The organism is Glycomyces harbinensis (assembly GCF_900101745.1).
GTDB classification, from domain to species: domain Bacteria; phylum Actinomycetota; class Actinomycetes; order Mycobacteriales; family Micromonosporaceae; genus Glycomyces; species Glycomyces harbinensis.
This window is the reverse complement of the sequence record NZ_FNAD01000001.1, coordinates 133,572-145,695: the sequence shown is the minus strand read 5'-3', so window position 1 is coordinate 145,695 and position 12,124 is coordinate 133,572. Positions and strand designations below refer to the sequence as shown.

Annotated in this window: 12 protein-coding genes; 4 read left to right on the top strand and 8 right to left on the bottom strand. The window is 69.1% G+C overall.

The genetic code is table 11. The features are described 5' to 3' along the window. Nucleotides 1-65: 65 nt before the first annotated feature. Nucleotides 66-1,064, top strand: a complete 999-nt coding sequence (locus BLQ63_RS00640; protein ID WP_091027224.1) for a GlxA family transcriptional regulator — start codon at nucleotides 66-68, stop codon at nucleotides 1,062-1,064. A gap of 89 nt (nucleotides 1,065-1,153) precedes the next feature. On the opposite strand, the gene BLQ63_RS00635 is transcribed toward BLQ63_RS00640, so the two are convergent. The 4 genes from BLQ63_RS00635 to BLQ63_RS00620 all read right to left on the bottom strand — a co-directional run bounded on the left by BLQ63_RS00635 (nucleotide 1,154) and on the right by BLQ63_RS00620 (nucleotide 5,306). After that, entirely contained in the window at nucleotides 1,154-2,197 is a 1,044-nt protein-coding gene (locus BLQ63_RS00635; protein WP_091027223.1) for a hemolysin family protein, read from the bottom strand. After that, a complete protein-coding gene (locus BLQ63_RS00630; RefSeq protein WP_091027222.1) occupies nucleotides 2,194-3,561 on the bottom strand; it encodes a hemolysin family protein in 1,368 nt (455 codons plus the stop codon). The genes BLQ63_RS00635 and BLQ63_RS00630 overlap by 4 nt, the downstream gene beginning before the upstream one ends. 242 nt (nucleotides 3,562-3,803) lie before the next feature. Beyond that, nucleotides 3,804-4,682 (bottom strand): alpha/beta fold hydrolase, encoded by an 879-nt coding sequence (locus BLQ63_RS00625; RefSeq protein ID WP_091027221.1) that lies wholly within the window; start codon nucleotides 4,680-4,682, stop codon nucleotides 3,804-3,806. A 15-nt stretch (nucleotides 4,683-4,697) separates the two neighbouring features. After that, entirely contained in the window at nucleotides 4,698-5,306 is a 609-nt protein-coding gene (locus BLQ63_RS00620) for a GNAT family N-acetyltransferase (protein ID WP_091027220.1), read from the bottom strand. A 133-nt stretch (nucleotides 5,307-5,439) separates the two neighbouring features. Here BLQ63_RS00620 and BLQ63_RS00615 point away from each other — a divergent pair, with 133 nt between their 5' ends. Continuing rightward, nucleotides 5,440-6,447: a TetR/AcrR family transcriptional regulator C-terminal domain-containing protein gene (locus BLQ63_RS00615; protein ID WP_218124961.1), complete on the top strand. Its 1,008-nt coding sequence runs from the start codon at nucleotides 5,440-5,442 to the stop codon at nucleotides 6,445-6,447. Between the two features lie 418 nt (nucleotides 6,448-6,865). Here BLQ63_RS00615 and BLQ63_RS27585 read toward each other — a convergent pair whose 3' ends face one another. The 3 genes from BLQ63_RS27585 to BLQ63_RS00600 all read right to left on the bottom strand — a co-directional run bounded on the left by BLQ63_RS27585 (nucleotide 6,866) and on the right by BLQ63_RS00600 (nucleotide 8,091). Further along, nucleotides 6,866-7,417 carry a hypothetical protein gene (locus BLQ63_RS27585; protein WP_143014716.1) on the bottom strand — a complete coding sequence of 184 codons (552 nt, stop codon included), beginning with the start codon at nucleotides 7,415-7,417 and terminating at the stop codon, nucleotides 6,866-6,868. A 48-nt stretch (nucleotides 7,418-7,465) separates the two neighbouring features. Next, the gene (locus BLQ63_RS00605; protein ID WP_177154727.1) at nucleotides 7,466-7,627 is read right to left on the bottom strand and encodes a cation transporter dimerization domain-containing protein; all 162 of its coding nucleotides are present in this window, start codon (nucleotides 7,625-7,627) and stop codon (nucleotides 7,466-7,468) included. Nucleotides 7,628-7,803: 176 nt separating this feature from the next. Continuing rightward, a complete protein-coding gene (locus BLQ63_RS00600; protein WP_091027216.1) occupies nucleotides 7,804-8,091 on the bottom strand; it encodes a hypothetical protein in 288 nt (95 codons plus the stop codon). Between the two features lie 155 nt (nucleotides 8,092-8,246). Between BLQ63_RS00600 and BLQ63_RS00595 the strand changes: the two genes are divergently transcribed. Then, the gene (locus BLQ63_RS00595; RefSeq protein WP_091027215.1) at nucleotides 8,247-8,816 is read left to right on the top strand and encodes a helix-turn-helix domain-containing protein; all 570 of its coding nucleotides are present in this window, start codon (nucleotides 8,247-8,249) and stop codon (nucleotides 8,814-8,816) included. A gap of 272 nt (nucleotides 8,817-9,088) precedes the next feature. Here the strand turns inward: BLQ63_RS00595 and BLQ63_RS00590 are convergent, their stop codons facing one another. Further along, the gene (locus tag BLQ63_RS00590; RefSeq protein ID WP_091027214.1) at nucleotides 9,089-10,360 is read right to left on the bottom strand and encodes an ROK family transcriptional regulator; all 1,272 of its coding nucleotides are present in this window, start codon (nucleotides 10,358-10,360) and stop codon (nucleotides 9,089-9,091) included. Nucleotides 10,361-10,542: 182 nt separating this feature from the next. Between BLQ63_RS00590 and BLQ63_RS00585 the strand changes: the two genes are divergently transcribed. Beyond that, nucleotides 10,543-12,045, top strand: coding sequence for a cellulase family glycosylhydrolase (locus BLQ63_RS00585; RefSeq protein WP_091027213.1), 1,503 nt, complete (start codon nucleotides 10,543-10,545; stop codon nucleotides 12,043-12,045). Nucleotides 12,046-12,124: the final 79 nt, after the last annotated feature.

The following is a 12,124-nucleotide window of genomic DNA, read 5'->3' as shown; positions in this document are numbered from 1 at the left end:
AAGCTTCGCCGGTGCGGCGGGAGGCGGCCAGTGGCCCGACGGCCAATATGTGCGAGGATCGGGCCATGACGGTTTTTCAGCATCCGGGCAGGCACCGCGTGGCGGTCCTGGTGCGCCACGGCCTCCTGCCGGTCGAGCTGGGCATCCCGCACCGGGTGTTCGGGACCGCGAAGTCGGCGGGCGAGCCGCTGTACGAGGTGGCGACGTGCGCGGTCGAGGCGGGCGAGGTCCGGACGGACACCGATGTCACGGTCAACGTCCCGCACGGGCCCGAGGCGCTCGCGGAGGCCGACACGGTCGTGGTCCCCTCGGCGCACGAGTCGGACGAGTCGTGGACGGACGGACGGCTGCCGGGTGCGCTCGCGGAGGCGCTGGCGCTCGTGCGCCCGGGGGCGCGGATCGCCTCGATCTGCACGGGCTCGTTCGTGCTGGCGGCGGCCGGACTGCTCGACGGGCGGCGCGCGACGACCCACTGGGACGCGGCCGAGCGGTTCCGGCGGCTCTATCCGCGGGTGCGGCTGGAACCCGAGGTGCTGTACACCGAGGACGGCGGGGTGCTGACGTCGGCGGGGGTCGCTTCGGGCTTCGACCTGTGCCTGCACATGACGAGGCTGGACTTCGGGGTCGCGGTCGCGAACCGCGTGGCGCGCCGGGCCGTGGTGCCGCCGTACCGCGACGGCGGGCAGGCGCAGTACATCGAGCGGCCGATCCCCGAGCCGGGCGCGACCTCGACGGGGAAGGCGCGGGCGTGGGCGCTCGACCGGCTCCATGAGCCGTTGACGCTGCGGCAGCTGGCCGAGTGCGAGGCGATGAGCGTGCGGACGTTCACGCGCCGGTTCCGGGAGGAGGTCGGCACGTCGCCGCAGCGGTGGCTGCTGCACCAGCGCCTGGAGCGGGCCCGGCACCTGCTGGAGCGCAGCGGCGAGTCGGTCGACCGGGTGGCGGCCGAGGCCGGGTTCGGGTCGGCGGCGTCGCTGCGGTTGCATTTCCAAGCGGCCCTGGGGGTCTCGCCGAGCGCGTATCGGCGGACGTTCGCGGGGATTGCGGTCGCGGAGCACGGCTGAGGTGACGCGGAGGCCACGGCCTCCGAGGGAGCGCGGAGGCCCCGGTCGCCGTCGGCGGCCGGGGCCTCGGTCCTCAGTCTCAGATGCGGTCAGGCTCGGCCGGCGGCGTCCTGGACTTCGCCGATGAGCTCTTCCACGATGTCCTCCAGGAAGAGCACGCCGGTGGTGGCGCCGTCGGCGCCGGTCACGCGGGCGACGTGGGCGCCCTGGGCGCGGATCTGCGCCAGGCCGTCCTCGAGCTCGTCGGGGCCGGACACGACCGGGAGGTCGCGGAGGCGGTCGGCGGGGATCGGCTGATCGAGCGCATCGGCGTCGGTCAGGTCGAGCACGTCCTTCAGGTGCAGGTACGAGCGCGGCGGCCCCTCCGGATCGTCGATGACGTAGCGGGAGAAGCCGCTTCGCGAGACGGCCTCCTGCACGTCGCGGGGCGTGGCGTTGGCGGGCAGGGAGACCAGTTCGCCGATCGGGACCTCGACGTCGGCGACGGTCTTCTCGGTGAACTCGAACGCGGCCGTCAGCGTGCCGGAGTCGTCCACGAGGGTGCCCTCGCGCTGGGACTCCTCGACGATGGTCGCGACCTCGTCGATCGTGTAGGCGCTCTGCGCCTCGTCCTTGGGTTCGACGCGGAAGAGCCGCAGTACGCCGTTGGCGATCGCGTTGAGCGACCAGATGAGCGGGCGCACCACGCGCGAGACGAACACCAGCGGCGGCGCGAGGATGAGCGCCGCCCGGTCGGGGACCGAGAACGCGGTGTTCTTCGGGATCATCTCGCCGAACACGACGTGCAGGAACGTGACCAGCAGCAGCGCGACGACGAACGCGATGCCGGTGACCATCCCCGGCGTGAGGCCGGTCCACCCCAGCGGGTATTCGAGGAGGTGGTGGATGGCCGGTTCGGACACGTTCAGGATCACCAGCGAGCACACGGTGATGCCGAGTTGGCTGGTCGCGAGCATGAGCGTCGCGTGCTCCATGGCCCACAGGGTGGTCTTGGCGGCACGGCTGCCCTCGGCGGCGCGCGGCTCGATCTGCGAGCGGCGCGCGGAGATGACGGCGAACTCGGCGCCGACGAAGAAGGCGTTGGCGACCAGGAGGACCACCAGCCAGATCAGTCCGGGGAGGTACTCGCTCATCGGTTCGCCTCCTGCTCGAAGGATTCGAGGATGCGCTCGCGGGTCCCGCCGAAGGCGGGGTCGGTCGCCTTGTCGTCGGGCAGGTAGCGGAGGCGGTCGATGCGCGAGCCGGTCAGGCGGTCCACGCGGAGCCGGCCGCGTTCGATCCGGACCTCCTCGCCGGGGGCGGGGATGCGTTCGAGCACGTCGAGGACGTAGCCGGCGACGGTCTCGTAGTCCTCGCCCTCGGGGATGCGCACGCCCGCGCGCTCCCACAGCTCGTCGGGCCGCAGCGAGCCGACCAGCAGGATCGAGTCGGCCTGTCTGAGGATGTGGCGCTGCAGCTGGTCGTGCTCGTCCTGAACCTCGCCGAGCAGTTCCTCGACGAGGTCTTCGAGGGTGACGATGCCGGCGGTGCCGCCGTGCTCGTCGATGACGACCGCGATCTGGAAGCCGCGGCCGCGGAGCGTGCCCAGCAGCGATCCGACGCCGGCGGTCTCGGGGACCTTCAGCGGTTCGGACATCAGGTCGCCCACCGGAACCGATTCGCGCCGGTCGAACTCGACGCCGTACGCGGTCTTGACGTGGACGACGCCGATGACGTCGTCGACGTCCTCGCCGAGGATCGGGAACCGGGAGTGGCCGGTCCGGGCCGACTCGGCGATGACGTCGGCCGCGCTGGCGTCGCGTTCGAGCGTCACGGCCCGCACTCGCGGGGTCATGACCTCGGCGGCGGTGTGGGTGGAGAACGTCAGGGTCCGGTGCAGCATCGCCGCCTCGTCCCGGTCCAGCGAGCCTTCGGTGGCCGAGCGCCGGATCAGGAAGCTGAGCTCCTCGGCGCTGCGCGCGCCGGAGAGCTCTTCCTTCGGTTCGATGCCCATCGACCGGATCACCCGGTTCGCCGTGCCGTTGAAGAGCGCGATGATCGGTTTGAACACGAAGGTGAAGCCGATCTGGAACGGGACCACGAGCTTCGCCGTCGCCAGCGGCACCGCGAGCGCGAAGTTCTTCGGCACGAGTTCGCCGAGGATCATCGAGAACAGCGTCGCGAGGGTCACGCCGATGACGGCGCCGATCGCGCCGACCGCGGACTCGGCGGCGCCGAGCCCGAGGAGCGGTTCGCGCAGCAGCGAGGAGATGGCCGGCTCGAAGGTGTAGCCGGCGAGGAGTGTGGTGAGGGTGATGCCCAGCTGCGCGCTGGACAGGTGCGTAGAGGTCACTTTCAGCGCCTTGATGGTCGGGCTCAGGCCCTTCTCACCGCGCGATCGGCGACGTTCCAGTTCGGCGCGGTCGAGGTTGACCAGCGCGAACTCGGAGGCGACGAACAGTCCGGTGCCGACGGTCAGAACGACCCCGGCGAGGATGCCCCAGACTTCCGTACTCAACGCTCACCTCGCTGCGGCGTGGCGGGAACCGGCATTGGCCGCCCCGAGGTGAGCCAGGGTTTATGACTAGGAGAATCGTCCATGCCGACGAGCATAGCGGCGGAGCGCCGGAACGGCTCGGGGACCGTGGCCGTGTCACATTCGACCGTCCGGTGAGGGGCGCGGGCCCCCGGGGTCGCCCGGGGAGGCTTCGGGGGCCCGCGCGTCGGCGCCGCCGCGGGGGCGGCGCGACCTCGGCGGCGCTACCGGGCGGCGCGCTCGGCGATCTCGGCGAAGATCTCGATGATGTCGGGGCGGTAGAAGGGCCCGACGTGCGGCGCGGGGACGGAGTGGACCTCGGTCGGGTTGTGCGGGGTGAGGCGGTCGGCCTCGGCGATGAACCGGTCCTGGAGGGCCGGCGGGATCAGGCGGTCCTCGGTGAGGCGCACGTAGGTCCGCGGGATGCGGCCCCACCGGTCGGCTTCGACCCGGACCTCGCCGTAGGGGATGGCCACGGGCTCGTCGGGCTGGAAGAGGTTGAGGAGGCGGGTCAGCTCCTCATCGGACAGGCCGCCGGCGAGGCAGTCGCGGATGCCGTCGAGCAGCGCGGCGTCGGCGGTGCGCCAGTTGATGCGGGCCACGCCGAGTTCGGCGGGGTCGCCGGCGAGCGCCGCGGTGACCTTGTCGATGAGGCTGTCGGCGTTCTCGGGTTCGGCGAGGTAGGCGGCCATGGTCGGCAGGTCGACGCAGCAGTAGGCCCCGATGTAGACGATGCGGTCGATGAGTTCGGGGACGGCGCTGCCGACGCGACTGAGGGTGACGCCGCCCTGGCTGGAGCCGACGAGGACCACGGGCCCGTTGCGGCGGGCGCGGCGCACGACTTCGACGACGTGCTCGGCGTAGTCCTCGGCGGTGTAGGCCGCGAGCGGGGAGGGTTCCTTCGCGAGCGCGGCGAGGTCTTGCGGCGCTTGGTAGGAGCGCGGGAAGAACCCGTCGATGCCGTGGCCGGGGAGGTCGACGGCGACGGTGCGGAACCCGCGGAGGGTCAGTTCGCTCGTGAGTCCGACCCAGCTGAAGGAGGAGACGTGGGTGCCGTGGACGAACACGAGTGTGGGCGTGGACTTGCGGTCGGTGGTGGTCATGGTGTCGGTTTCCTTCTATCGGCGGTGGACGGGACGGGTATCGGCGGCGGGGTGCCGCCACATGGGGAAGAGCGGTGGCGCGTCGGCGAGGCGCACGGGTTCGCCGAGGTCGGCGAAGCCGTGGCGGAGGTAGAAGGCGCGGCTGCGCGGCGAGCTCGCTTCGAGGTAGGTGCCGACGCCGTCGCGGTCGGCCTGGTCGAGCCGGTGGCGCATCAGGGACGTGCCGAGGCCGGAGCCCTGCCGGGAGGCGGCGACGCCCATGACGGCGAGGTACAGGTGCGGTCCGGCGGGGTGGCGGGGCGCGAGGGCCGCGCCGAGGGCGTGCAGGCGCGCGAGGGCCGGGTCTTCGGGTGCGGCCTCCTGGGCGGGGTCGCCGAGGTGCCGTCCGGGGGCGAGGTCGAGCCAGATCGCGGCGGCGTCGCCGGCGAGGTGGGTCTCGGCGGCGGGGTGGTCGAGGAGCGACCCGTAGAACCCGGCCTGGTAGTGGGTGCGGCTGATGCGGTCGGGGAAGAGCCATGCGGCGAGCGGGTCGGCGCGGAAGGCGTCGGCGAGGACGTCGACGACCGCGTCGCGGCTCGCGGGCCCGATCCTCCAGACCGGCGCGTACGGTGTATCAGGTGCCATGCGTACATCGTATCCACGCGAACCTCGCTGAAAGCAAACGTAAACAGTAAGAAGTGTACTAGTGCATGGCCGAGTGATCTAGTACGATTGCGGCGAGCGGTGCGCGCGTGGGCGCCCGAGATCGGAGGAACCCGTGTCGTCACCGGTGCCAGAACCGCCGTACCGGCAGATCGCCGCCGAGATCCGGTCCGGGATCGCCGCGGGCGATCTGCGTCCGGGCGACCGTGTGCCTTCGGTGCGCCGGATCGCCCAGCGGTGGGGCGTCGCGCTCGCGACCGCGAACCGGGTCATGGCGGTGCTGCGCGACGAAGGGCTCGTGGAGACGCGCGTCGGCGCCGGAACCGTGGTCAGCGGGCCTGTCGCGGGCGACGCTGCCGAGCGCGAGGTCGCGGCCGCGATGCCCGCCCGGCGACCGGCCGCGCGGCCGGGGAGGCTCCCGCCGCCGTTGACGGCGGCGCTGATCCGGCGGACCGCGGTCGCCGTCGCCGACCGCGAGGGCCTGGAGTCGGTCACCATGCGCCGCCTCGCCGCCGAGCTGGGCGTGGGCCCGATGTCGCTGTACCGGCACGTGGCGACCAAGGAGGAGCTGGTGGCGCAGATGGTCGACGAGGTCGTCGGGGACGACCTGCCCGAGCCGGGCCCCGACGGGTGGCGGGCCAAGCTCGAACTCATGGCGCGCCTGCAATGGCGGCTGGCGCGCAAGCACCTGTGGCTCGCGCGCGCCGTCTCGTTCACGCGGCCGCTGCTGGTCCCGGGACTGGCCGCCCACACCGAGTGGACGCTGCGGGCGCTCGACGGGCTGGGCCTGTCGCCGCGCACCCGTTTTCAGGAGGCGATGACGCTGCACGCGATCGTCATCAGCGCCGCGCTGTCGATGGCCGACGAGATCGAGGCCGAGCAGGAGAGCGGCGTGAGCCTCGACCGCTGGCGCCGGGCCCGGCGCGAGCAGACGGACGCTCTGATGGAGGGCGGCCGCTTCCCGCTCCTGGCCGCGGTCCCCGAGGACGCCGTCACCGACCTCGACGGGCGGTTCGAGTACGCGCTCGCGAGACACCTCGACGGCTTCGCGGCCATGCTCATCGACCAACCGGAGCACGAACCCGCTAGATCCACGACATGTAAGCGCGACACCGATCAGTGATCGGCAACGCCACCCTCTCAAGGCGGAAACGGCGGGTGGATCCTTTCCCAAGCTCAGCTGTCCCAGGGCGTTGCCGCCCTTCCCTCGCTATGCCCAGCGAAAGCTCCCGTGTTCGTGAAGAGCAGTTCCGGCCGATCGAACCTCGAACCCACATTGCCGCAAGACCTCCACGTGTGTGAAGAGCAGATACGCGCGTACCCCAGGGCACCTCGAGTAGGAACCTGGCCATGCTCCCGCCTCACCCGGGAACGGGCGGATCGCCGCGGCGAATGCGGCGATGTACGGCCCGGCCTCCTCGGTCAGCTCGCGCCGCGCCGCTTGACCGACTTCCTCACCGGGCTGACCGGCAGCCCGTCGTGAGTGGTCTGCGGTTCCACCGCTGATCCCGTGATGTCGTTGGCAACCGTGGCAAGCATCCTCAGTTGTGATTACTCGAAATGTCGTTCATCGACTGGACGACGGTGTTGACGTCATTACCACCCTCGACATCCTTGAGGAACTCGGAACCGAGAGCCCCGAAGGCGAACACGGAACCGAAGATGGCGACTCCCACGGCAACAGGCACCATATCGCCCGAACCGAGGAACGACACGAATGCGGCGATCAGCGAGATTCCGGACAGGACTGCGAGGCCCAGTCCGATCCAGCCGGCGACACCCATCCGGTCCTTCACTCGCGTCTTCATACGCTCGATCACGACGAGGATCGCCACCAAGGCCAAGACCGCGATGCCGGCGGGCCCGGTGATCCACAGCGCCGCATCGCCGAACTCCATCAGACCCAGACCCGCCGCGACCGCGAGTCCTGCGACGGCCACGGAGCCGCAGACTGCGGCCGCCCGAACGAGCGGCCTGCGCTGTTCGCGTTCGCGCTGCCGGGCCTCTTCCTTCCTGCGCCGCTTCTCGCCTTGCTTGGAGTTCGGCCGTTCGTCGCCTTCTGGTAGGGGATCTTCGTTCGGGGCTTTAGACATATCGGCAGGTTAGCAAAGACAGGTATCGCCACAGCCCCGCAATCGGTCTCAGCGGTGATGGGCGATCAGGTCGTGGGCGTCCCGGCTACCGTGCGGGTCAGTGTGGACGGTGGCGCGGGCCAGGCTCGAGACCTCGCTGATCAGCCGGTACTCGACCTGGGCGACGATCGCGTGCGCCTCGCTCACCGACGGCGTCGCGTCGACGGTCACGCCGGTCTCGGCATGCAGCCATGCCCGATCCACCTGAGCCGCAGCCAGATCGCATAAACCTCACTCAGCGCACCGATCACCTTGCAGAGAAAGCCTCAGTGCTTATATCTGCCCCAACATTGGGTTTCTCGGAAGACCTCCACGTGCGTGGAGAGCAGACTTGCTGAGCTGGGGCTTTAGGCAGGCTCTTCTCCCCGCTTGGCGTGAAGGTTGCGGTAGATCGATGCGGAACGGATTTTCTGAGCGTTCAGGAGATCGATTGCGTTCTGAGCGGTGACCCTGATCCATTCGGTGTCGTCGTTGATCCACCAATAGCCCAGGTATTGGACGCAGTTGTCGATCTGGGGTGAGAGCGGGCGGACTTCGCCTCGGAGCCAGGCGATTCGCATGGTCTTGGCTGTGATGACGTGTGGCAGGGGTTTGGGGGCTTGGCTGCGGGCGGTTGAGCGGTGCGGCTGGGTCATCGGAGACCTCCGAGGCCAGGTTGCGGTTCGTTGGGTGACTGCTGACCTGGAGTGGCTGGGCTCTGGCTGGTGGTCGGGTTGGGGGTGAGTTCCCGGATGGCGCTGCGGAGTCAGCGTCGAAAGTCCTCGACCCCAATCAGATCGTCGTACTGAGGATGAGCGAAGTTCGAAAAGCTCAAGGTCTGACGGTCGACGATCTGGTCGAGCGGCTCGCAGACATCGGCCGCTCCGACATCACGAACAACAAAATCTGGAACATGCAGGCCGGCCACGTCAAGCCGACCTTCGATGCAGTTCTGGCCATCGCGAACGCCCTCGGCGTCTCACCGCTGACTTTCATGACCATGCCGGACGGCGCCGAGGTCGCCATTGAGATCGCCCCAAGTGTCGAGATCTCCCCCGCACGCTTCAACGCCTGGACCACCGCTGCCCGCCCGCTTCCCGGCGGCGACGAAGACCTGTTCGTCGAACATCACCCCTTCGGCACCGGTCTCCCACGGCGCCAAGGAAGCCCTGAAGAGAAAGCACAGGCGCTCGTCAGTCGCCTGACCGCCCGACTTGCCGCAGTGGACGAAGTGATAGCCGCCCTCGATGCCGAAGCCATCGAGTTCGCCAACGGGGTTCGGGAACTCACTGATGTAGATCTTCCCGAGGAGCAACGACGAGCTATCAACGCCCTCATGCGCACGCTCAGAATCGACTCGGACCCAGAACTGACAAGCTGACGCAACAGCGAGCGCCAGACCGATGCGGACCTTTGCGGAAACCGATCACGACTGGATGCACGCCAGGCGGATAGAACCGGACATCCCACACCAGGACCTCATACAGATCAACCACTCAGGGCAAGATCCGGTAGGCCCGTCGAACCAAGCCCTCGCCGCATATTGCCAGCTCAAGCGCCCTAGCGGACAGAACCGCATGTTGAAATCCGTACAGCGTGGGTTCGAATCCCACCCGGGCTGGGGCTCGAGGAATCTGCGCCCCGCTCTCGGGGCTAATCACCCGCGACCGCGGCCACCGGTCGGGCATGGCTGCCGGCACCCCTCCCCTCCTCAGTCCGAGTCCGGCCATGGGTCAGCTCGCTTTGCAGCACGAGGGCCGCTGCGCCGATCGCTGCTGCGTCGGGGCCGTTGACCGACGGCATCACCCGCACCGGGTGCGTCCGCCAGGTGACGGTGCGACGGTCCACTTCCTCCTGGATCACGGTCTGGTAGATAGAGCCCGCTACCGCGAAGCTTGGACCGGCCAGGACGATCGCGTCCACATCGAAGAGGATGGTCATGGTGACGGCGGCGGCTCCGATGTAGCGGGCCGACCGCTCGATGAGGTCACGGGCGGCCGGATCGCCGGCGTTGGCGGCAGCCGCGATCCGCGCGAACTCGGTGAGGAAGTCGGCGGTGTCAGGGTCGGGCACCAGTCGCTCGGCCAGCGCGGGCGTGGCCGCGGCCTGCCGGACCAGGGCTGACGGGCCGGCGAAGTTCTCCAGGCAGCCGACGTTGCCGCACGGGCACTGGTCGCCGTTGATGTCGATCGACATATGGCCGAGTTCTACGCTGTTGGAGGAGCTGCCTCGGTATACCTCGCCGGCGACCACGATTCCGCCGCCGATCCCGCTGGCCATGTAGATGCAGCCGTAGGTGCTTCGTCGGTCGACCGCGCCCATCCAGTATTCGCCGATCGCGGCGGCCGCGGCGTCGTTGTCGAGCAGCACGGGCAGGCCGAGGCTCTGCGCGAGTCGCTCCGCGACCGGGTATTCGAGCCATGGCTCGGAGGGCTGCGGGCTCAACAGGACCCCCGCGCGGCGGTCCTGCGGGCCGTAGCTGACCAGCCCGACCCCCAGCACCCGGTCGCGGTCGACGGCAGCCGTGGCCAGCAGGGCGTCCACCTGCGAGGCGATCATCGGCAGTGCCTGGTCCGGCGGCATCGACGCCACACCCTGGAACGAAGTTCGGGCCACCGGTCGGCCGGCCAAGTCGACGATGACGATGACGCAGGTGTTGCGCTCCATCTGGACTCCGACGCTGTAGCGGGCCCGGGGGTCGAGCTGCACCAGCGTGCGCGGCTTGCCGCCGGTCGGCGCACCTCGGCCGGCCTCGACGACCAATCCGTCGTCGATGAGCTCCCGCACGAGATCGGAGATCGTGGCGCCGGTAAGACCCGTCGCTGCCGCGAGCTCCACCCGGCTGATCGTGCGGGCCGCACGGATGGCGTCCAGGATCAGACCCCTGGTCCTCGATTTGTTTGTCCACGTCGGGCTGAGCGCCACGTGTGCCTCCTTCGCTGTACTTTGTCAGGCTGCCTTACTTACTCGCCTGCTTGCCCTTTCGCCCGATCGGCTGCACGGTGATCACTAAGCATAGATCTATATGAATGCTTGACTTTATTCGGCTGCCTAACTAAGATGATAACGGAAGCGCTCCCATCCCTCACGAGAATCAAGGAGCTGACATGCGACATCGTCAGACACTGTTGGTCGTCGGCGCCGTCGGCGCACTGGTACTGGGTGGCTTGGCAACGGCGACCCTTCCCGCATCGGCGGCTACCTCGGGCTGCGCGGTCACCTATACCGTGCAGAGCGAGTGGTCGGGCGGGTTCCGCGCCGACTTGGACGTCACCAACCTCGGCGACCCGATGTCCGACTGGACATTGACCTTCGACTTCCCGAACGCCGGCCAGCAGGTCACCCAGGGCTGGAGCGCCGCCTGGACCCAATCCGGCGCCAGCGTCTCCGCCGCCAGCATGAGCTGGAACGGGTCACTGGACACCGACGCCTCCACCTCGATCGGGTTCGTCGGGACATGGCGCGACGCCAACCCCGAACCGGCGTCCTTCGCGCTCAACGGCACGCCCTGCACCGGCTCGACGACACCTACCGGGGGCCCGACCACCACCCCCAGCGAGGACCCGACCACCTCCCCGCCGGACGGTCCGGCGCCGCAGCTCAGCGTCTCCGGCAACCAGATCCTCACCGAGGACGGCGAGCCGTACCGGTTGCTGGGTGTGGACCGGTCCTCCGCTGAGTTCGCGTGCGTGCAGGGCAAGGGCCTGTTCGACTCCGGCCCGGTCGACCAGGCGTCCGTCGACGCCATGAAGGCTTGGAACATCCACGCCGTTCGCCTCCCGCTCAACGAGGAGTGCTGGCTCGGCCTCAACGGCTCACCCAGCGGCACCGCCTACCAGGAAGGCATCAAGGACTACGTCGATCTCCTGGTCGCCAACGGCCTCAACGTCATCCTCGACCTACACTGGACCTGGGGCGCCTACACCACAGGACCGGACTGGCATTGCACCGATGTGCACGCCACCTGCCAGAAGCCGATGCCCGACGCGCAGTACGCCCCGCAGTTCTGGGCCGGCGTCGCCGACACCTTCAAGGGCAACGACGCCGTCGTCTTCGACCTGTTCAACGAACCGTACCCGGATATGGCCAGCAACTGGGACAAGACGTTGGGCTGGCAGTGCCTGCGCGACGGCGGCACCTGCGCCGGCATCGGGTACGAGGTGGCCGGTATGCAGGACCTCGTCGACGCGGTCCGCGACACCGGCGCCACGAACATACTAATGGTCAGCGGGCTTGAGTGGACTAACGACATGCGGGAATGGCTGGCCTACATGCCGAACGACCCGCTGAACAACATCGCCGCGTCCTGGCATTCGTACAGCTTCAACAGGTGCGTGACCGAGTCCTGTTGGGACAGTGAGATTGCCCCGCTGATGCAGGAGGTGCCAGTCGTGCTCGGCGAGTTCGGCCAGGACGACTGCGGGTTCGACTACATGCAGGGACTGGTGGACTGGGCCGACGCGAATGGCATGGGCTACCTGGCGTGGACCTGGAACCCCTGGGGCTGCACCGGCGGCGCGGTCCTCATCAAGGACTGGTCCGGCACTCCGGAGCCCGGTGTCGGCGAAGGCTACCGGACCCACCTGCTCACCCAGAGCCCCTACCTGTGACCCGACGAGACGCTTAGGCCGTGTTTACGGACTGAGAAAGACTCCTGTTGAGTTCCGTTGTGCCACAACGGAACTCAAC